The sequence below is a fragment of the Arthrobacter sp. TmtSoilC79 genome (assembly GCF_059739405.1).
Map to the genome: position 1 here is coordinate 3,996,496 of NZ_AP046051.1, position 19,199 is coordinate 4,015,694.

The window sequence follows — 19,199 nt, forward strand, 5'->3', positions numbered from 1 at the left end:
CATGCCCCGCCCGTATACCCTGTTCACCGGCCAGTGGGCCGACCTCCCGTTCGAGGAAGTCGCACGGCTGGCTTCCGGCTGGGGATATGACGGCCTGGAAATCGCCGTCTCCGGAGACCATTTGGACGCCTGGCGTTGGGATGAGCCCGGCTACGTCGAATCCAAGCTCGCCGTCCTGGAGAAGTACAACCTGAAGGTTTGGGCCATTTCCAACCACCTCAAGGGCCAGGCAGTTTGCGATGACCCCATCGACTTCCGCCATGAAGCCATTGTTGGTTCCAAGGTGTGGGGCGACGGCGATCCTGAAGGCGTCCGCCAGCGCGCCGCCGAGGAAATGAAGCACACGGCCCGCCTCGCCAAAGCGCTCGGGGTGGATACCGTCGTCGGGTTCACCGGTTCCTCCATCTGGCAGTACGTCGCCATGTTCCCGCCGGTACCGGAAAAGGTCATCGACGCCGGTTACCAGGACTTCGCCGACCGCTGGAACCCCATCCTGGATGTCTTCGACGAATGCGGTGTCCGCTTCGCCCACGAAGTCCACCCCTCCGAAATCGCCTACGACTACTGGACCACCGTCCGGACCCTCGAAGCGATCGGCCATCGTCCTGCGTTCGGCTTGAACTGGGATCCTTCCCACTTTATGTGGCAGGGCATCGACCCCGTGTCCTTCATCTGGGACTTCAAGGACCGGATTTACCATGTGGACTGCAAGGACACCAAGCTCCGCCCCACCGGCCGCAACACCGTGATGGGTTCCCACCTGCCGTGGGGCGATCCCCGACGCGGCTGGGACTTCGTCTCCGCAGGACGCGGCGACGTTCCGTGGGAATCGTCCTTCCGGGCCCTCACCGCCATCGGCTACGACGGCCCTATCTCCATAGAATGGGAGGACGCAAGAATGGACCGGCTCCACGGGGCCCCCGAAGCCCTGGCCGCACTGAAGAAGTTCGATTTCCCGGCGTCGCAAACCTCCTTCGACGCCGCGTTCAGCAGCAAGGACTAGACACGTGACCCTCAGCAACGGCACCTCCGACGGCACCATCCGCTGGGGCATCCTCGGCACGGGATTCATTGCCGGGCTCCAGGCCAAGGATTTGAAGGAGAACGGTTTCACGGTCCAAGCCGTGGGGTCGCGCTCGTTGGAGTCGAGTGGGTCGTTTGCTGGGGAGTACGGCGTGGCCACCGCCCACGGCAGCTATGAGGACCTGGTCGCCGACCCCATGGTTGACGTTGTGTACGTGGCCACGCCACACCCGTTCCACCACGCGAATGCCCTGCTGGCCTTGAACGCCGGCAAACACGTACTGGTGGAGAAGTCGTTCACCATGAACGCCCGCGAGGCACAGGAGATCGTTGACCTGGCCGGGTCCAAGGGGCTGGTGGTCCTGGAAGCGATGTGGACCAGGTTCCTTCCCCACATGATCCGCATCCGTGAGATCATCGCGGCCGGAACCATTGGTGAAGTGCGCAAGGTGGTGGCCACCCACAACCAAAGCCTCCCCAAGGACCCCGCCCACCGGCTGAATGATCCGGCACTGGGCGGCGGCGCACTGCTGGACCTGGGTATTTACCCGATCTCCTTTGCCTTCGACATCCTGGGTACGCCGGCGTCGATCAAGGCCAGCGCCTCGATGTCTGCCACAGGCGTTGACCGCCAAACGGCGGCCGTCTTTGAGTACCCCAACGGTGCCCAGGCGATTGTCGATTGCGAACTCGACGCCGCCAGCGCCAACCGTGCCATGGTCATCGGAACCGACGGGTGGATCGACATTGAACACACCTGGTACAACCCGGTGCCCTTCACGGTTTTCGCCGTCGACGGCACCGTTGTGGAGCGTTACGAGCAACCGGTCAACAGCCGGGGCATGCAGTACCAGGCTGCCGAGTTGGAGCGTCTGATCCGGGCCGGTTCCACTGCGGGCACCATCCTGCCGCCGGGTGAAACCGTGGCCATCATGGCGGCCATGGACGAAATCCGTCAGCAGATTGGGCTCCGCTACGCCGCTGACTCTGAAGAAGCAGGCTCTGAAGGAGGCCCACAATGACTGACTCCCCGCGCATCGCCGAGCTGAAGCAGCAGGAGGAAGAGCTGGTTTTCGCTTCCTTCGACCACCACGACGCCTGGCGTTTGGGCTCCTTGATCGCGAACCATGCGATCTCGTCAGGGTTCGGCGTGGCGATCGATATCCGCCGGCACAACCTCGTGCTCTTTCGGTGCGTCCTTCCCGGCGCCACGGCGGACCAGGAAGAGTGGATCCGCCGGAAATCCGCGTCCGTACTGAGGTTCGAGCACAGCACGGCCTTGTTGTCCGAGGAGTTCTCGGTCCGCGGGCACAGCCCACTGGGCGGCGGTTGGCTAGCCCACGAGGACTACACATTGGCCGGAGGTTCTTTTCCCGTCCGTGTTCGTGGGGCCGGCGTGGTCGGGGCCATCACCGTGTCCGGGCTGAGCTCTGACGAGGACCACCAAATGGTGGTGGACGGGATCCGGAATTACCTGAAGACCGTGGGAGCTTAGGCTTACAGGGACTTTTACTTGACAGTTCAAGCTTCTGCATCTATATTTAGTTGTAGCTTCAACAAACAACCACAGCAGAGCAGACTCCATGAAAAATTTCCTCGCCCGCATCCTCGGAAAGAAGACTCCCATGACCAACCTGACCATCATCGGTAACGGCAACATGGCACGTGGCATCGCCACCCGCGGTCTCGCAGGCGGCCTCACTGTGGAGATTCTCGGACAGGACCCCATCAAGGCCCAGGAACTGGCCGCTGAATTGGGCGCCCGCGTCACCTCCGGTACCACTGCGGCGGCTCCGCAAGGAGACATCGTGGTTCTCGCGGTTCCTTTCGACGCCGCCAAGACCATCGTCTCCACCTACGGCGAAGCCCTTGCCGGCAAGACGATTGTTGACATCACCAACCCGGTGAACTTCGAGACATTCGATTCCCTCGTGGTAGAGCCCGGCACGTCGGCCGCCGAGGAAATCGCCCAGCTCGCCCCATCCGGCTCCCACGTTGTGAAGGCTTTCAACACCACATTCGCCGGCACCCTGGTTGCCGGTGAGTCCGGGGGCAAGCCCTTGGACGTATTCATCGCGGGCGATGACGACGCAGCAACGGCCGCCGTCAGCGGCTTGGTCAGCGCGGGCGGCATGCGTCCCCTGGTGGTCGGACCCCTGAAGCGGGCTCGTGAACTTGAGGGCTTCCAGTTCGTCCTGATGACCATGCAGGCCAACCCGGCCTTCGAGGACTTCAACTGGGACACCGGCCTCCTGGTCACCAAGTAACGCGCGCCTGGAAGCACCCAAAGACAACTGAAGCGGACGACGCCGGGTTCCCACCCGGCGTCGTCCGCTTCAGTCGTTTTGTTGTCACCAACAGCTCACCGCCCCTTCAGGACGTATCGCCTTTCAGGACGCCCGACGCCGTACTTGAGCCTGACCTCCAGCGCACCTTCGTCGTGGAGGTACTCAAGGTAGCGCCGGGCACTGACGCGCGAGGTGCCAAGTTGCTCTGCGAGCTCAGCAGCTGAGAGGTCACCGGGCGCTGATTTCAGCGCCGATTCCACCAGTTCCAGTGTCTCCACGCTGCACCCCTTGGGCAGGGTCCGCTCGGAAATGCCCAGCCCGAAGACGCGGTTCACATCCGATTGCTCCGCCTCTACCTTGGACGCATCCAGGCCTTGGTAGGCGCTGAGGTAGTGCTGCAACCGTTCCTGCAGGTCGGACTGCGAAAACGGCTTGATCAGGTAGTGGACGATTCCGCCGCGCAGCGCCTTGCGCACGGTTTCCACCTCCCGGGCGGCGCTGATAACCAGAACGTCCAGGTCCGGAGCAACGTCGCGCAGTTGGTGCATGAGTTCCAACCCGTTGATATCGGGCAAATGGATGTCCAGCAGCACCAAGTCAGGCTGGAGCCGCCGGGTTTCGATCAGTGCCTGGGCGCCCGTGTGGGCAACCCCTACCACTCCGAAGCCGGGTGTCCGTTGAATGAATCCGGCGTGGACCTTGGCCACCATGAAGTCGTCATCGACAATCAGTACCTTGATCACGGCTGCGTTGCCCCTTTGTTGGAATTCCTGTCTTTCGTGGCTGGACCGGTTGCCCCTGGACCGGTCGTGCCTGGACCGGTTGCGCCGGCCTTGCCTGGACCCGTGTTGCCTGCGCCGGTCCTGCCTGGGTCGGCCGGGCCCGGATCCGCCTTCCTGAACCGCGCAGTGAACACTGCCCCGTTGTCGTTGGAGAAGGTCAGCCCGCCTCCGGAGCGCCGGCAGATCACGCGCGACAACGCCAACCCAAAGCCCCTTGCATCGCCGGGCCCGGGGTCTTTGGTGGAAAAACCCTGCCGGAAGATCTCCTCCGTTGCCCCGGAAGGGACTCCAGGCCCGTTGTCGCGGACGGTGACCGTAACGCCGTCGTGCGAGTCGACCACCAGCACCCGGACCAAAGCCCCGGCGCGGCCAGTCACGGCGTCGAACGCGTTGTCCACCAGGTTGCCCACCACGGTGGTGACGTCACGGGACAATTCCTCATCCACCCGGGGTAGGGCGGACTGCGGATCCAACTGCAGCTCAACGCCGCGCTCAGCGGCGAGGCTGGCTTTGGCGATGAGGAGGGCGGCGAGCGCCGGGTCTTCGATGCGGCTGGTGACGTCGTCGCTGAGCCGGGTGCGGTCCACGGTGGCGCCGTTGACGAATTGAACCACGGAGTCGTATTCGCCAATTTGGATGAGGCCGGAGATGACGTGGAGTTGGTTGGCGAACTCGTGTGCTTGGGCCCGCAAGGTGTCCGTGACAGTGCGGGTGGCACCGAGTTCGCTTTCCAACGAGGACAGCTCCGTCCGGTCCCTCAGTGTTGTCACGGAGCCAATGTCCCGTCCGTGGGAGTGCAGTGCCACCCTGTTCATGACCACCAGCCGTTCCCCGACAAGTACCAGTTGGTCCGGGTCTGATTGTTCGCGGGTGAGGACGGTTTTCAACGCCGGGTCCACGTGAAGGGAACGGAGTTTCTTTCCGACGCAGTCGGCGGGCAACCCGAGCAGTTGGCGGGCGCTCTGGTTCGCCACGGTGATCCGTTCGTGGGGGTCCAGGGCCACCACGCCTTCCTTCAAGCCCTGCAGCATTGCTTCCCTGTTTTCAACCAGGCCCGTGATTTCGCGCGGTTCCATACCCAGGGTCTGCCGTTTGACGCGCCGCGACAACAGCAGGGAGCCGGCCACTCCCAGGATGCTGGCCACACCAAGGTAGGTGAGGAGGTTTGGGACGGCATCGCCGAGTCTTTCCAGTGTGGAGGGGTAGTTGCGGCTGATGGAGGCGATGCCGATCATGTTTCCGGAATCGTCAATGACCGGCACGTGGGCCGAAAGGACTGCCCCGTTGCTGCCGTTGAGGACTCCGGTCCAGGCCCGTCCTTCCATGACCCTGCTCTCCCCCAGCGGCAAGGGCCGGCCGATCAGTCCCGGATCCGAGGCCGTGATCACGGTTCCGTCCAGTTTTGCGAGCGCAACGTGCGCTGAACCGGAGACCGTCCTGACCGATTCGGCCACGGCGGGCAGCGCCGATCCGCCGCGTGGTTCGGCGGTGGGCAGCAGCGCTCGCACGGTGGGGTTGTTCCCCAGCGCTTCTGCCGCGGACAATGCCCGGCGGCCTTCGGTCCGTTCGAAGGCGGCGGCCGACTGGGCCAGGGAGATCGCTACCACTGCCACCAGAACGGCCAGGACAATGAGCAACTGCAGCACCAGGTATTGCCCGGCCAGGGACATGCCTCTTCTTCGAGACAGTCGGGTCAGTCGAGTCACTGCTGAATCCTTTGATGGCGCCGGAGTAAGGAGTGGTCCGGGGTTGCTCCGCTTGGCGTATCGGAACTATACCCCAGAGCTCCACGGGGCCTTCGAAGACCGTGAACGCAATGAACTTAAAGATCACTGCGAACACAAGAGTGATAGCCGTCACGTGCGGACCTAGCATCAAATCAACGGGGCACAACGCTGATTGCCCTGCACCGAATTTTCGATGATGAGAAGAGGAACACCATGCGCCAGATCCGCGCATTGCGAATCGCCGCCGTCGCCGCCGGCATCGCCCTGATGGCCACCGGCTGCGGTGCCACAGGTAAGAGCTCCACCGGTACTGAAAGCTCCGGCGCTGCTGCCGGACCGATCACCGGCCTGCAGATCATGGTCCCGAATACTCCCGGTGGCGGTTATGACACCACCGCACGGGCAGCGGCCAAGGTCCTGGACGATGAGAAGATCGCCAACAACACCGAGGTGTTCAACCTTGCCGGTGCAGGCGGCACAGTGGGCCTGGCCCGTGTGGTGAACGAAAAGGGCAATGGCGACCTCACCATGCTCATGGGCCTGGGCGTTGTGGGTGCCAGCTACACCAACAAGTCCCAGTCCAAGCTGACGGACACCACTCCTTTGGCCAAGCTGATTGAAGAGCCCGGCGCCATCATGGTCAGCAAGGACTCCCCTTACAAGACCATTGATGATCTGGTGAAGGCATGGAAGGCCGATCCCGCTTCCATCTCCGTCGGCGGCGGCTCCTCCCCCGGCGGCCCGGACCACCTTCTGCCGATGCAGTTGGCAGGTGCTGTGGGCATTGACGCCACCAAGGTCAACTTTGTCTCCTACGACGGCGGCGGCGATCTCCTTCCCGCCATCCTGGGCAACAAGCTCGGCTTTGCAGCCTCGGGTGCCGGCGAGTACCTGGAGCAGATCAAGTCCGGAGAAGTCCGAGTCCTTGCCACCAGCGGCGAGAAGCGGCTTGAAGGCGTGGATGCCCCGACGCTCAAGGAATCCAACATTGACCTGGTGTTCAGCAACTGGCGCGGCGTTGTGGCCCCTCCCGGCATCAGCGATGCCGACAAGCAGTCCCTGATTGCCGCACTCGAGAAGATGCACGAGTCTGCCGGCTGGAAGGAAGCACTGAAGACCCACAGCTGGACCGATGCCTTTGTCACCGGCGATGAGTTCAAGACCTTCCTGACCGACCAGGACAAGCGGGTGGCGGACGTCCTCACCAAGCTTGGTTTGGCGTGAGCTCTCCAGCAACAGGCTTGAAAGGCCGCGCCGAGCTGGGGGTAGCCCTCCTGCTCGGCGTGGTTGGGGTCCTCGTCTTCCTGGACGCCAACGGCCTGGTAACCCCGTACTCGAAATCGGACCCCGTGGGTCCAAAGACTGTCCCGTTCATTGTTGCCGGGATTCTCCTGATCTGCGCTGTGATGCTGGCCGTCAACGTCCTCCGTGGCGGCAAAGGTGAAGCCGAAGAAGGCGAGGATGTGGACCTGACCCACCCTGCGGACTGGAAAACCATCCTTCCGCTGGCCGGCGCCTTCCTGTTGAACATCCTGCTCATCGACTGGGCCGGCTGGGTCATCTCCGGGACCATCCTGTTCTGGGGCAGCGTCCTTGCCTTGGGCAGCCGCCGGTACATCCGCGACGGAATCATCTCCGTGGCGCTTTCCCTGCTCACCTTCTACGGCTTCTACCTCGGCCTGGGCATTGCTTTGCCGGCCGGGCTCCTGGAAGGAATCCTCTGATGGACGTCTGGTCCTCCTTGATGGACGGTTTTTCCACCGCCCTGACCCCCTTGAACCTCATGTACGCCATGATCGGCGTCATCCTGGGCACCGCCGTCGGTGTCCTTCCGGGACTCGGCCCGGCCATGACCGTGGCTTTGCTGCTGCCGGTCACCTACGCCCTTGAACCCACCAGTGCCTTCATCATGTTCGCCGGTATCTACTACGGCGGCATGTACGGCGGCTCCACTACCTCCATCCTGTTAAACACTCCCGGGGAATCGTCGTCGGTGGTCACCGCTATTGAAGGCAACAAGATGGCCAAGGCGGGTCGCGCCGCCCAGGCACTTGCGACGGCGGCCATCGGCTCGTTCGTGGCGGGCACCATCGGCACCACCCTCCTTGCGGTCTGCGCGCCGATCGTTGTGAAGTTCGCCGTCAGCCTGGGCTCCCCCAGCTATTTCGCCATCATGATGCTGGCCTTGCTGGCCGTCACTGCCGTACTGGGCAAATCACGGCTGCGCGGCTTTGCCTCCTTGGGCCTTGGCCTGGCTATCGGCTTGGTGGGCCTCGATTCCGTGACGGGTCAAAGCCGCCTCACGTTCGGCATTCCGCTGCTCTCTGACGGACTGGACATTGTGGTGGTGGCCGTGGCCATCTTCGCCGTGGGCGAGGCACTCTGGGTAGCCGCCCACTTGCGTCGTACCCCGTTGCACATCATTCCGGTTGGCCGTCCTTGGATGGGCAAGAAGGACTGGCAGCGTTCCTGGAAGCCGTGGCTTCGCGGCACAGTGTTTGGGTTCCCGTTTGGGGCTTTGCCCGCGGGCGGCGCCGAGATCCCCACCTTCCTCTCCTACGTCACGGAAAAGCGCCTCAGCAAGCACCCCGAAGAATTCGGACACGGCGCCATTGAGGGTGTAGCCGGGCCGGAAGCTGCCAACAACGCAGCGGCGGCAGGCACTCTCACCCCCATGCTGGCGCTCGGCCTGCCCACCAACGCAACGGCCGCCGTCATGCTTGCAGCGTTCACGTCCTATGGCATCCAGCCCGGACCGCAGCTGTTTTCCAGTCAGGGACCCCTGGTGTGGGCCTTGATTGCCAGCCTTTTCATTGGCAATCTCCTGCTCCTGCTGATCAACCTGCCGCTGGCACCCCTGTGGGCCAAGCTCCTGCAGCTCCCCCGCCCGTACCTGTACGCAGGCATCCTGTTCTTCGCCACCCTGGGGGCCTACTCGGTGAACCTGCAGGCGTTCGACCTGGTGATCCTGCTGGTCCTCGGTGCACTTGGTTTCATGATGCGGCGGTTCGGCCTCCCCGTCCTGCCACTCATCCTGGGCGTCATCCTTGGCCCCCGTTTGGAAGGCCAGCTGCGCAAGACACTGCAGCTCAGTGCAGGCGACCCGGCAGGGCTCTTCAGTGAGCCGATCGCCATCGGAATCTACGTCATCATCGCGATCATCCTGGCCTGGCCGCTGGTCCTCAGGCTCATCCGCCGGAACCGCCCTGCAGCAGTTTTCGCAGGACCGTCCGAGCAGTTCGCAGGACCACCTGAGCAGGCAGCTCCCGTGGAAACAGCAACGGCTGCACCCATCGAACCGACAACAACAACCCACCGGAACCAGGAGAAACCATGACCATCGTGGTGGGATACGTCCCCACGCCGGAAGGCGAAGCGGCATTGACGCAAGCCATCGCCGAGGCCAAGAAAAGCAACGACACCCTGCTGGTCATCAACTCCTCCAAGGGTGATGCCCTGGTGGACAACCGTTATGCCCAGGAACCGGAGATCCAGAGCATCGAGGACCGGCTGGCGGAGCATGGCATCCAGCACATCATCAAGCAGCCCATCCGCGGCCATGATGCGGCAGCCGAGGTACTGGACGCAGCCGAAGAGCACGACGCCGGGCTGATTGTCATCGGTCTCCGCCGCCGCAGCCCGGTGGGCAAGCTCATCATGGGCAGCGTGTCCCAGCGGATCCTGCTGGAGGCGGACTGCCCGGTCCTGGCGGTCAAAGCCGACTAGGAGTTTTCATACAGCCAATGCCCTTAGGATTCCTTCTTAGGGGCATTTGCTGTGTAAAAAATCCAAGGGGGACCCACGTGACTGAAACCATCCGTACCGCAACAACGCACGACGCCGGGAAGCTGGCTGAGCTTGCGGCCGTCACCTTCCCGCTGGCGTGCCCGCCCGGCTCGTCCCCGGCGGATATCCAGGCCCACCTGGAAAAGACGCTGAGCGAAGCCAACTTCAAGGACTACCTGACCGACGCCAACATCACCATCCTGGTTCTCGATAACGACGGTCAGCTCACTGGGTACACCATGCTGATTGCCAAGCCGGCAAGCGACCCCGATGTCGCCGCAGTGCTTTCCGCGCTCCCTTCCACGGAGCTGAGCAAGTGCTACGTCCACCCCGACCATCATGGCAAGGGTGCAGCAACCCAGCTCATCAAGGCCTCACTGGCCCACGCCGCGGACAGGGGCGCAGCCGGCGTGTGGCTGGGCGTCAACAGCGAGAACGCGAAAGCCATCCGCTTTTACGAGAAGAGCGGCTTCCAACGGGTGGGCACCAAGTCATTCAAGCTCGGCAACACCGTGGAACACGACTACGTGATGGAACACCGGCTCTGAAAATCAGCTAGCCGAACATCTCCCCCGTCAACGGCGGCCTGGGATCTGACCGCAGCTCGAGCCCTGCCGGCAGTCCGGTCACCGTCCCGGAAGAACCGGCGGCCTGAACGGTAATACGGGAGTTCCCCAGCAGCACGTTGTCCGCGCGAAAGGACCCATACGCGTCGGGCAGAATCGGGGCCAGGTGCAGCACGTTCCTGGTGAAGTCGGGATCGAACCGCAACAGGATCCGGGCCAGTTGTACCGGCGCCGCAGCCGCCCACGCTTGGGGGGAACACGCCGTCGGATACGGGACCGGCTCGGAAAAGTCTCCCCGGTCGAAGCCGCAGAAGAGTTCGGGGAGCTGACCGCCGAAGTGTTCGGCGGCGTCGAACAATCCGCTGGCAACCCGGCTGGCTTCCTTTACGAAGCCGTATCGCATGAGTCCGGTGGCGGCGAGCGCCGTGTCGTGGGGCCATACGGAGCCGTTGTGGTAGCTGACGGGGTTGTACGCACCCATGTCGGAGCCCAACGTGCGGATGCCCCATCCGGTGAACATTTCCGGGGACATCAGTCGCTCGGCCACCAGCGGCGCCTTGTCCTCGTCCACGATGCCCACCCACAGGCAGTGCCCCATGTTGGAGGTGCACGAGTCCACGGGCTTCTTATCCTTATCCAGCGCCAGCGCAAAATAGCCGCGGTCCGGGAGCCAGAAGGCCTCGTTGAAGGCCTCTTTCAGCGTTTCGGCCCGGTCCGCGCAACGGCGTTCGACGGCGGTGTCCCCGGCCGCCCGGGCCAGCAGCGAGCGGCCCACGTAGGCCGCGTAGGCGTAGGCCTGCACCTCGCAGAGGGCTATGGGCGTCTCGGCCATGCGGCCGTCGGCGAAGTTGATGCCGTCCCAGGAGTCCTTCCAGCCCTGGTTGACGAGTCCGTGCTCGTTGGGCCGCTGGTATTCGATGAAGCCGTCGCCGTCGCGGTCTCCGTACTGTTCCATCCATTCGATGGCACGGTCGGCGTGCGGCAGGAGTGAGTCGATGATGTCCGCGCCAAGTCCCCACCTGCTCAGTTCGCCCAGCGTGGAGACGAACAGGGGTGTGGCGTCCGCGGTCCCGTAGTAGGCGGTCCCACCGAGGGACAAACCGGCAGTCACTCCGAGCCTGACTTCGTGGGGCATGCGGCCGGGCTCTTCCTCGGAGTCCGCATCCACTTTGCTGCCTTGCAGGGCCGCGAGTGTTTGCAAGGTTCCGGCGGCCAGCCGTGGATCCACCATGAGGGACATGTAGGAGGACAACAGCGAATCGCGCCCGAACAGTGCCATGAACCAGGGCGCCCCGGCTGCCACTGCTACGCGGTCGGGATGGGCGGGATCGAAGATGCGCAGGGAGCCCAAATCACGTTGACTCCGTTCCAGGACCTCTTCCACGTTGGTGTCTGTCACCGAGATCCGGGGGACGTGTTCTTCCCACGCAATGTGGCGGCGGACCCCTGGGGTGTGGTGGAGCGGTGTGGTTTCGGTGAAGGGATCAGTTGGCCCTTCACCGTTCACCAGTGGAAGGGCGATCACGCTGGTGGACCACTGGCTGCGCGCGGGGATGCTGACGTGGAACCGTAAACCATCCTCGGACACCGCCGCGCCGGAAGCCCTGAAGGCTACTCCCCGCCGCTGTCCGCTGGAGTGCAGGGAATCGATGTGAAGTTCATGGCCGTGGACGTTCCTGGTGGGTGCCCCGGCCTTGTTGGTCCGGCCACCCTTGACGTCGAAAAGGTCCGCCAGGTCGGCGTCGAGCAGCAGTTCAACCTCGCAGGGGGCGTCCATTCCGGAGTAGTTCCTGATGGTGATGTCGTCCCGCAGGCCCGCGCCCACGTTCCGTTGGTGCTGCACCACCAGTGGGCTGTCGAACCGGCCGTCCGCAGAGCAGGCCCGGCCCACGTATTCGGCTTGGAAGGCTGTGGGATTCCGGGCCACCAGCGGTTCCCTGAGCGCGCCGTTGATCCGCAGGATCCAGCGCGAGACGATCCTCGTGTCCTGATAATAGGAACCCTGGGAGCCGCCCCCGTGGATATCGCCCGAGTGCGAGGAAATACAGAAGGATGAACCTTCGACGACGGTAACGGCACCGAGCTCTGACGCTCCGGCTTCGGTGTCTTCGTTCCAAGCGGTCATGTCTGATTCTCTTGCAACAGGCTCCCGTCCGGAAGTGCCTTTTCCTTGAATTCTTCGATGACTCTGGCGTAGAGGTCCAGGTGGTCCGCAGCCATTCGTGCTGAGCTGAAGGACTCTTTCACTGATCGCCGGCAGGCATCCCGGCTGAGGAACGGAACCCGTTCAACACAGGCCGCCAACTCGCGGGGCGACCCCACAAAGCCCGTGATCCCATGCCGGACAATCTCCGGGGCGGCACCCATCGGCGTTGCCAGGACAGGGGTTCCGGTGGCGAGTGCTTCGATCATCACCAACCCAAAGGGTTCATGCCACTGAATGGGGTTGATCAGGGCGAGCGCATCGCCCATCAGCTCGAATTTCTCCGGATCCGAGAGCTCTCCCAGGAACTCCTCCTGATGACCCAGGGCCGGCCGCACCACGTCACGGAAGTACTCTTGCTCGTCCTTGGCGTGCATCTTTGCCGCGATCTTCAGGGGGACTCCGGCTTCCCGGGCAACGGCCACCGCTTCAAGGAGTCCTTTGTCCGGGCACATGCGGCCCACAAAGCAGGCATATCCCCCGGCGCCCCGGCCCACGCCCACTGCGGACAGGTCGATCCCGTGGTGGATGACGGCAGTTACCGGAACGTCCCGGGTCCTGCTGCATTGATCGTGGGAGATCGCAATGATGGCGGTGTCCTGTGCCATGGCCCGGTAGAGCGGTGTATACACGGGCGATAACGGCCCGTGAATGGTCGTAACCACGGGAATACCAGGTGGCCGGTGGGCGTAGAGCGGGCCAGCCAGGGTGTGGTCATGGATGATATCCACCTCCTGCATCCCTGCATAGGCCCGGATGACGTGCCCAAGTTCGCTGAAGGTCTGTCCCAGTTCCTCCGGGGCTGAGGGGCCAAAGCCGGGTACCTGGGGCACCGGGCAGGTGCTGTCCGAGGCGGTTGCCAGCAGGACATCGTGTCCCGCATCCGCCAGTGCCCGCGCGAGGGCATCAACTACGCGCTCTGTTCCGCCATATTTTTCCGGTGGCACGGTAAACCACGGGCCAACGATGAGTCCGATGCGCATGCTGGAGCCTCCGCGCAAAAACCCCCAGTCCAAGGGCTGGCTTCATAACCCATTCCAAGAGTATGAGGGCTGCGACCGGACGGCAACGGGTGAGCAAAATAACAGCCGTGTAAGGAATGCTCAGCCGGCGCAACGGGTTGACCAAAGCATGAAGATTGAGATCTGGTCAGACGTCGCGTGTCCGTGGTGCTACATCGGCAAGCGCCGTTTTGAGACTGCGCTGGCACAGTTCCCGCACCGCGATTCCGTGGACATCGAGTGGAAGAGCTACCAGCTGGATCCTTCCCTCCCCGAGCATTATGACGGCACGGAGCTGGACTACCTGAGCAAGCGCAAGGGCATGGCCCCGGAGCAGGTCAAGCAGATGTTCGCCCATGTCACCGAGACCGCCAAGGCCGAGGGCCTGGACTACCACTTCGACAAGGTGGTGGTGGCCAACAGCTTCACCGCCCACCGCCTGATCCACCTTGCCGCTACCCATGGCCGCCAGGATGCCGCAAAGGAGCAGTTGCTCAGCGACCACTTTGAGCACGGCAAGGACATCGGCAACCAGGAGTACATCACGGAACTCGGCGCCGCCCTTGAGCTGCCCGCCGATGAGGTTGCCGCGCTTTTCACCTCCGACAGGTTCGCCGAAGAGGTCACCCAGGACATTAACGAGGCCCGCGCCATCGGTGTCACCGGTGTTCCGTTCTTCGTCATCGACCGCAAGTACGGCATCTCCGGCGCCCAGCCCGCAGACCTCTTCAGCCAGGCGTTGAACCAGGCATGGCAGGAAGCAAACCCGCTGATCCCCGTGGGCGCCCCGGACGCCGAGGCCTGCGGCCCGGACGGCTGCGCGATCTAGCCAGCCAACCGCCGTCGGGCGTTAGCCCAACCAGGTAACAGCAAACGTCGCTATGAGTGCTCATAGCGACGTTTGCTGTCTCTCAGTTGGGTACGGGGCTAGCCTTTCACCACGTCAAGCTCGACGACGGCCCAGGACAGCGCGGGCAGCGTCAGGCGGAGTTCGGACCCGGTGGCCTTCACTCCTTCCAGGGCCGTCAGGCCAACACGGTCCTGCTGATCCTGGGAATTGATGGTCAGGCGGTCGCCGCCCTCAGGAATTTCGAGGACTTCGGCGCGGAGCACCTGCCGGGCGTCGAAACCGCGCAGGGCCACCTCGACGTCGGCCGCTTCTTCCAGGCCGCGGTTCGCGAAGAAGAGTGCCACGCGGCCCGTTTCCTCATTCCACGTAGCGCTGACATCCACCAGGTCCGTGTCGCCGAACCGTGCATTCGAGTACTTGTCCGAGTCCACGGACAGCCGCAGGATTTGGCCCTTGGCGAGTTCGGCCATGCGGGCGAACGGGTGGAAAATGGTCTGCTTCCACGCCGGGCCGTTTTCCTCCGAGAGGATCGGCGCGATCACGTTGACCAACTGCGCCTGGTTCGCGATCTTCACGCGGTCCCCATGCCGGAGCAGCGAGTTCAGCAGCGTCCCCACCACCACGGCATCGGTGACGTTGTACTTGTCCTCGATCACGCGCGGGTGCTCACGCCAACCGGCCTTGATCACGTTATGCGGCTGGTCCTCGGTGTCCAGGCCGCGCTGGTACCAAACGTTCCACTCATCAAAGGACAGGTTGATGTGCTTCTTGTGCTTGCCCTTGGCCCGCACTGCGTCTGCCGTGGCGATCACTGACTCGATGAAGTAGTCGGTGTCGACGGCGGAAGCCAGGAAGCTGCCGACGTCGCCGTCGTGTTCCTGGTAGTAGGCGTGGAGGGAGACGTAGTCCACCTCCTCGTAGGTGTGGGTGAGGACCGTCTGTTCCCAGGCGCCGAACGTCGGCATTCCGGAGTTGGAGCTGCCACAGGCTACCAGCTCAAGGGAGGGGTCCACAAAGCGCATGGCCTTGGCGGCTTCCTGCGCCAGACGGCCGTACTCGTCTGCGGTTTTGTGGCCGATCTGCCAGGGCCCGTCCATCTCGTTGCCCAGGCACCACAGCTTGATATCGAACGGGTCCTTGTGGCCGTTTTTGGCGCGGAGATCGGACCAGTAGCTGCCGCCGGGGTGGTTGGCGTACTCCACGATCTCCCGGGCAGCCTCCACTCCCCTGGTGCCCAGGTTGATGGCTTCCATGATTTCGGTGCCGGCCTGCTTGGACCAGTCCACAAACTCGTGCAGGCCAAAAGCGTTGGTTTCAACGGTGTGCCAGGCACCGTCGAGCCGGCGCGGCCTGGTGTCGCGGGGACCGATCCCGTCTTCCCAGTTGTAGCCCGAGACGAAGTTGCCGCCGGGGTACCGGATGACGGTGGCGCCCAGTTCCTTGACGAGTTTCAGGACGTCCTGGCGGAAGCCGTTCTCGTCGGCTTCGGGGTGTCCGGGTTCGTAGATGCCGGTGTAGACGCAGCGGCCCATGTGCTCCACGAAGGAGCCGAAGAGTCGTCGGGGTACCTCGCCAATGGTGAAGTCGCGGTCGAGGGTGATGCGTGCGCGGGACATGGATCTCCTTGGTTGTGTTCTGAAAACCGTTGTTCTGAATCTTTTGCTTGGCTAAAAGGTGCCGGTCAGGTTCCGGCGAGTCCCGTCGTCGCAACGCCCTTGATGATTTGGCGTTGGAAGAACAGGAAGACCACGATCAGCGGCAGCGCGGCAAGCAGTGCGGACGCCATATTCTGCGCGTACTGGATGCCGTAGGCGCTCTTGATGGTCTGCAGGCCCACCGGCAGGGTGAGCAGGTTGCCGTCGTTGGTGGCGATGAACGGCCACAGGAAGTTGTTCCACGCGCCGATGAAAACGAAGATCGCGACGGCGGCCAGGATGGGCCTGGACAACGGCAGGATGATTTGGGTGAAGATCCGCAGGCGGCTGGCGCCATCCATGATGGCCGCTTCTTCGAGCTCACGCGGGATCTGGTCGAAGAACTTCTTCAGCACGAACACCATAGCCGGGTGGATGACCTGGGGCAGGATGATCGCCCACGAGGTATCGATCAGGTGCAGGGCCAGCATTTGGTAGAACAGCGGAATGATCAATACGGGCGGCGGGATGATGATGGACGCGATGATCACTGTCATCAGCACCTTCTTGCCCCTGAAGTCGATCCTCGAGAGCGCATAGGCAACCAGCGCGGAGATCACCAGCGTGATGGCCGTGATGGCCGCCGAGGTGTAGAGCGAGTTCCAGGTCCACAGCGGGATGTTGCCGTCCTGGAACACCTTGACGAACGCGTCGGGGGTGAAGCCCGACGGCGGCAGCCAGGTCACGTCCGGGGCTGCGGCGTCCGTTTCGGTTTTGAAAGCGGTGGCGGTGGCCCAGGCGAAAGGAATCAGCCACAGCACTGCAATGAAGGCTGCAACGACGATGGCAGCGATCCTGCCAACTGTCAGCTTCTTGCGTGGCTGGCGGAGCTTGGGGTTCCTGGCGGTGGTGGAGCCGGGTGCGGGACGGGTCAGTGTAGGGGTTGCCATGGCTATGCGCTCCTGCGGCGGGTGATGACGAACTGCATGACCGAAACAACCACGATCAGTCCGAAGAAGATGTAGGAGATGGCTGCCGAGTAGCCCAGCCGGTATCCGGTGAACCCGGTTTCGAAGATGTACTGCACCACGGGGCGGGTGGATCCTCCCGGACCGCCGGCGGTCATCTGGTACACCTGATCGAAGATCTTCAGCGATGCCAGGATCTGGAGCAGCACGATCATTACGGTGGTGGGGGTCAGTTGCGGCAGCGTGATGGAAAAGAACTGCCGCCACGCTCCGGCGCCGTCCAAGGAAGCGGCCTCGTAGTGCTGGGCGGGAATGTTCTGCATGGCCGCCAAGTACAGCAGGAAGTTGAAGCCCACAGTCCACCAGAGCGTGGCGATCACGATCGCCCACATGGCCACGTTGGGGTCATTGAGCCAGGCAACCCTGGGGAGCCCGATTCCTGTCAGGAACTCGTTGATCAAGCCAAGCTGCGGGTTGTACATCCACGTGAAGAACAGTGAAACCACCGTGGAGGCCAGCAGGTAGGGCGCAAAGTAGGAGAGCCGCCACAGCCACTGGGCCGGAAGTCCGATGTTGAGCAGCGCGGCCATGACAAGGGCCACGAGGACAAGTGGAACAGTGCTGATCACCGTGAAGTACAGGGTGTTGCCCAGGGACCGCCACATATCGGCGTCGGCCAGGGCTTCGGCGTAGTTCGCAAAACCGATCAGGTTGTCATTGGCGCCAGTGAGGGATTTGCCCGTCAGGCTCATGTAGAAGCCGTAGATTATGGGCCAAACAAGGAAAACAAGGAAGAAGACGAGGAATGGTGCAGCGAATCCCCAGCCGCTGAGGTTGCTTCGGGTGCGGCTCCCGGATTTGCGCAGATTCTCCGGCCTCGGCCGGGACAGCGTAGAGGTACTCATTGAAGAACTCCTTTGTTCGCTCGGTACGGGGTCCGGCTAAACCGGGTTGGGACGGGAGAGGAGGGTGTTGGTGCGATGCTCGAAGGCATCCCACCCTGCGGCTGCCTTGTCCCTTCCCAGGAGGACGTTCTGTACCGTCTCCGCGAAGTAGGTTTGCCAGTCCGAGCCGGATCCGCTGAACCAGGATTCGGGATCGTAGGCGATGATGTCCGCCGCGTTGGCGTAGTGGATCTGCGGCGTCAGCTCGCGGTACGCCTGGGACCGGACCACGGGCTGGTAACCCGGGATGTGCCCGGCCTCCGCCCAGGACAGTGATCCCTTGAGGACATCGGTGACGAACTTGTAGACGTCCCGGCGCTTGTCCTCGTCCAGGTTCAGCTGGCGCGGGAGTACAAAGGAGTGCGAGTCAGCGTAGGAGGCCGGCGTCCCGTAGAGGGTAGGAATGGTGGCGGCGTCCACAGGTATTCCGGCCTTCTTCATGGTGGGCAGTTCCCACACGCCGCTGAACAGCATCCCCGATCCGCCGCGGGCAAACTCCGCGATGCCAGTGCTGATGTCTCCGGCCTGGGCGGCGATGGTGTCATCAAACAGGGATGCCATGAATTCCAGCGATTCAATGGCCGCGTCCCGATCCACTTCCATGGGCCGGCCTGGTGTGAGCACCATGTCCGCGCCGTGCTGCTTGTAGAGGGTGTAGAACAAACGCCACATTTGCGATCCACTGCCGAGGTAGCCGAAGGACAACCCGTGGGCCTTGGTGACCTTCTGCATTTCCAAGGCCATGGCTTTGAACTCGTCCGGAGAATTCACTTCCTGCAGTTGCCCGTTGCTGCCCAGGACACCGGCTTTTCCTGCAATGTCCGTGTTGTAGAACATGACGAACGGGTGCGAGTCCAAGGCAATGGAGAAGACCTTGCCGTCATGCTGGCTCTTCTCCCAGATCCTGGGGGCGAAATCGGACGCCGTAACGCCGTTCTCCGCCAGCAGGTCCAGATCCCACGGCTCAATAAGTCCGCCCGGTGCATATCCGGGAACCCGGCTTGCGTGCATGATGGCTACCTCGGGAGGACGGCCACCTGCGGAGGCCATAGCCAGTTTGGTGTAGTAGGGCGGTCCCCAGGCGAGCACTGTGGGGTGCACCTTGAAGCCCGGATTGGCCTGGTTGGCGGCGCTGATCATGGCCTGCATCTTGATGCCATCACCGCCGGAGAGGAGGTGCCAGAAAGCGATGTCCTGTACCGCTGCCGCCTGGGCCGCTCCTCCGCAGCCCGTGAGGCCGGTGGCCAGGAGGCCTCCGCCAAGAAGGGCCGAACCTGTTAATAACTGTCTCCGGGACAACCGCTTCCCGGTCAAAGATTCAAACTGCTTCACCCGTCACTCCTTTGGATGGGTCCGCTGAAAGGTCACTGCTGCATTGCTTTGTTGAATGCGTTATTGAAATGCGTGTTGAAAATGCAGGCAAAAGT

At 63.1% G+C, this 19,199-nt stretch carries 18 protein-coding genes; 10 read left to right on the forward strand and 8 right to left on the reverse strand.

Features of this window, described 5'->3' with window-relative positions:
* The first annotated feature begins 1 nt into the window (after position 1).
* From AC6JA3_RS18260 to AC6JA3_RS18275, 4 genes are all read left to right on the forward strand, one after another.
* Positions 2 to 1,003, forward strand: coding sequence for a sugar phosphate isomerase/epimerase family protein (locus AC6JA3_RS18260; RefSeq protein WP_026541861.1), 1,002 nt, complete (start codon positions 2 to 4; stop codon positions 1,001 to 1,003).
* A gap of 4 nt (positions 1,004 to 1,007) precedes the next feature.
* Positions 1,008 to 2,045 carry a Gfo/Idh/MocA family protein gene (locus AC6JA3_RS18265; protein WP_026541860.1) on the forward strand — a complete coding sequence of 346 codons (1,038 nt, stop codon included), beginning with the start codon at positions 1,008 to 1,010 and terminating at the stop codon, positions 2,043 to 2,045.
* Complete coding sequence (locus AC6JA3_RS18270; RefSeq protein ID WP_026541859.1) at positions 2,042 to 2,518, forward strand: heme-degrading domain-containing protein; 477 nt, start codon at positions 2,042 to 2,044, stop codon at positions 2,516 to 2,518. The genes AC6JA3_RS18265 and AC6JA3_RS18270 overlap by 4 nt, the downstream gene beginning before the upstream one ends.
* Positions 2,519 to 2,606: 88 nt before the next feature.
* Positions 2,607 to 3,290 carry an NADPH-dependent F420 reductase gene (locus AC6JA3_RS18275; RefSeq protein ID WP_238324926.1) on the forward strand — a complete coding sequence of 228 codons (684 nt, stop codon included), beginning with the start codon at positions 2,607 to 2,609 and terminating at the stop codon, positions 3,288 to 3,290.
* Between the two features lie 95 nt (positions 3,291 to 3,385).
* On the opposite strand, the gene AC6JA3_RS18280 is transcribed toward AC6JA3_RS18275, so the two are convergent.
* On the reverse strand, positions 3,386 to 4,054 hold the full coding sequence (locus AC6JA3_RS18280; RefSeq protein ID WP_026541857.1) for a response regulator: 669 nt from the start codon (positions 4,052 to 4,054) through the stop codon (positions 3,386 to 3,388).
* Complete coding sequence (locus tag AC6JA3_RS18285; protein WP_347783602.1) at positions 4,051 to 5,763, reverse strand: sensor histidine kinase; 1,713 nt, start codon at positions 5,761 to 5,763, stop codon at positions 4,051 to 4,053. The genes AC6JA3_RS18280 and AC6JA3_RS18285 overlap by 4 nt, the downstream gene beginning before the upstream one ends.
* A gap of 270 nt (positions 5,764 to 6,033) precedes the next feature.
* Between AC6JA3_RS18285 and AC6JA3_RS18290 the strand changes: the two genes are divergently transcribed.
* The 5 genes from AC6JA3_RS18290 to AC6JA3_RS18310 all read left to right on the forward strand — a co-directional run bounded on the left by AC6JA3_RS18290 (position 6,034) and on the right by AC6JA3_RS18310 (position 10,154).
* On the forward strand, positions 6,034 to 7,044 hold the full coding sequence (locus AC6JA3_RS18290) for a Bug family tripartite tricarboxylate transporter substrate binding protein (RefSeq protein WP_026541856.1): 1,011 nt from the start codon (positions 6,034 to 6,036) through the stop codon (positions 7,042 to 7,044).
* Positions 7,041 to 7,544: a tripartite tricarboxylate transporter TctB family protein gene (locus AC6JA3_RS18295; RefSeq protein ID WP_347781909.1), complete on the forward strand. Its 504-nt coding sequence runs from the start codon at positions 7,041 to 7,043 to the stop codon at positions 7,542 to 7,544. Before AC6JA3_RS18290 ends, AC6JA3_RS18295 begins: the two co-directional genes overlap by 4 nt.
* On the forward strand, positions 7,544 to 9,157 hold the full coding sequence (locus tag AC6JA3_RS18300; RefSeq protein WP_347781910.1) for a tripartite tricarboxylate transporter permease: 1,614 nt from the start codon (positions 7,544 to 7,546) through the stop codon (positions 9,155 to 9,157). The genes AC6JA3_RS18295 and AC6JA3_RS18300 overlap by 1 nt, the downstream gene beginning before the upstream one ends.
* On the forward strand, positions 9,154 to 9,546 hold the full coding sequence (locus tag AC6JA3_RS18305; RefSeq protein WP_026541853.1) for a universal stress protein: 393 nt from the start codon (positions 9,154 to 9,156) through the stop codon (positions 9,544 to 9,546). The genes AC6JA3_RS18300 and AC6JA3_RS18305 overlap by 4 nt, the downstream gene beginning before the upstream one ends.
* 77 nt (positions 9,547 to 9,623) lie before the next feature.
* The gene (locus tag AC6JA3_RS18310; RefSeq protein WP_223944622.1) at positions 9,624 to 10,154 is read left to right on the forward strand and encodes a GNAT family N-acetyltransferase; all 531 of its coding nucleotides are present in this window, start codon (positions 9,624 to 9,626) and stop codon (positions 10,152 to 10,154) included.
* Positions 10,155 to 10,161: 7 nt separating this feature from the next.
* Here AC6JA3_RS18310 and AC6JA3_RS18315 read toward each other — a convergent pair whose 3' ends face one another.
* Together AC6JA3_RS18315 and AC6JA3_RS18320 are read right to left on the reverse strand one after the other, a co-directional pair.
* A complete protein-coding gene (locus AC6JA3_RS18315) occupies positions 10,162 to 12,297 on the reverse strand; it encodes an amylo-alpha-1,6-glucosidase (RefSeq protein ID WP_347781911.1) in 2,136 nt (711 codons plus the stop codon).
* Positions 12,294 to 13,358, reverse strand: a complete 1,065-nt coding sequence (locus tag AC6JA3_RS18320) for a glycosyltransferase family 4 protein (protein ID WP_347781912.1) — start codon at positions 13,356 to 13,358, stop codon at positions 12,294 to 12,296. The genes AC6JA3_RS18315 and AC6JA3_RS18320 overlap by 4 nt, the downstream gene beginning before the upstream one ends.
* A gap of 148 nt (positions 13,359 to 13,506) precedes the next feature.
* Between AC6JA3_RS18320 and AC6JA3_RS18325 the strand changes: the two genes are divergently transcribed.
* The gene (locus tag AC6JA3_RS18325; protein WP_347781913.1) at positions 13,507 to 14,205 is read left to right on the forward strand and encodes a DsbA family oxidoreductase; all 699 of its coding nucleotides are present in this window, start codon (positions 13,507 to 13,509) and stop codon (positions 14,203 to 14,205) included.
* Between the two features lie 98 nt (positions 14,206 to 14,303).
* Here AC6JA3_RS18325 and arfA read toward each other — a convergent pair whose 3' ends face one another.
* The 4 genes from arfA to AC6JA3_RS18345 all read right to left on the reverse strand — a co-directional run bounded on the left by arfA (position 14,304) and on the right by AC6JA3_RS18345 (position 19,104).
* Positions 14,304 to 15,842, reverse strand: coding sequence for an arabinosylfuranosidase ArfA (gene arfA, locus AC6JA3_RS18330; protein WP_223944618.1), 1,539 nt, complete (start codon positions 15,840 to 15,842; stop codon positions 14,304 to 14,306).
* A 65-nt stretch (positions 15,843 to 15,907) separates the two neighbouring features.
* Positions 15,908 to 16,810 (reverse strand): carbohydrate ABC transporter permease, encoded by a 903-nt coding sequence (locus AC6JA3_RS18335; protein WP_497920441.1) that lies wholly within the window; start codon positions 16,808 to 16,810, stop codon positions 15,908 to 15,910.
* A gap of 2 nt (positions 16,811 to 16,812) precedes the next feature.
* Positions 16,813 to 17,733, reverse strand: coding sequence for a carbohydrate ABC transporter permease (locus AC6JA3_RS18340; RefSeq protein WP_026541846.1), 921 nt, complete (start codon positions 17,731 to 17,733; stop codon positions 16,813 to 16,815).
* A 36-nt stretch (positions 17,734 to 17,769) separates the two neighbouring features.
* Positions 17,770 to 19,104, reverse strand: coding sequence for an extracellular solute-binding protein (locus AC6JA3_RS18345; RefSeq protein WP_347781914.1), 1,335 nt, complete (start codon positions 19,102 to 19,104; stop codon positions 17,770 to 17,772).
* Positions 19,105 to 19,199: the final 95 nt, after the last annotated feature.

Bases quoted from the DNA above. Each gene is read 5' to 3' on its own strand.
- AC6JA3_RS18260 (WP_026541861.1), top strand. From the start codon at position 2: ATGCCCCGCCCGTATACCCTGTTCACCGGCCAGTGGGCCGACCTCCCG.
- AC6JA3_RS18270 (WP_026541859.1), top strand. From the start codon at position 2,042: ATGACTGACTCCCCGCGCATCGCCGAGCTGAAGCAGCAGGAGGAAGAG.
- AC6JA3_RS18275 (WP_238324926.1), top strand. From the start codon at position 2,607: ATGAAAAATTTCCTCGCCCGCATCCTCGGAAAGAAGACTCCCATGACC.
- AC6JA3_RS18285 (WP_347783602.1), bottom strand. From the start codon at position 5,763: ATGTCCCTGGCCGGGCAATACCTGGTGCTGCAGTTGCTCATTGTCCTG.
- AC6JA3_RS18290 (WP_026541856.1), top strand. From the start codon at position 6,034: ATGCGCCAGATCCGCGCATTGCGAATCGCCGCCGTCGCCGCCGGCATC.
- AC6JA3_RS18300 (WP_347781910.1), top strand. From the start codon at position 7,544: ATGGACGTCTGGTCCTCCTTGATGGACGGTTTTTCCACCGCCCTGACC.
- AC6JA3_RS18305 (WP_026541853.1), top strand. From the start codon at position 9,154: ATGACCATCGTGGTGGGATACGTCCCCACGCCGGAAGGCGAAGCGGCA.
- AC6JA3_RS18315 (WP_347781911.1), bottom strand. From the start codon at position 12,297: ATGACCGCTTGGAACGAAGACACCGAAGCCGGAGCGTCAGAGCTCGGT.
- AC6JA3_RS18320 (WP_347781912.1), bottom strand. From the start codon at position 13,358: ATGCGCATCGGACTCATCGTTGGCCCGTGGTTTACCGTGCCACCGGAA.
- AC6JA3_RS18325 (WP_347781913.1), top strand. From the start codon at position 13,507: ATGAAGATTGAGATCTGGTCAGACGTCGCGTGTCCGTGGTGCTACATC.
- arfA (WP_223944618.1), bottom strand. From the start codon at position 15,842: ATGTCCCGCGCACGCATCACCCTCGACCGCGACTTCACCATTGGCGAG.
- AC6JA3_RS18335 (WP_497920441.1), bottom strand. From the start codon at position 16,810: ATGGCAACCCCTACACTGACCCGTCCCGCACCCGGCTCCACCACCGCC.
- AC6JA3_RS18340 (WP_026541846.1), bottom strand. From the start codon at position 17,733: ATGAGTACCTCTACGCTGTCCCGGCCGAGGCCGGAGAATCTGCGCAAA.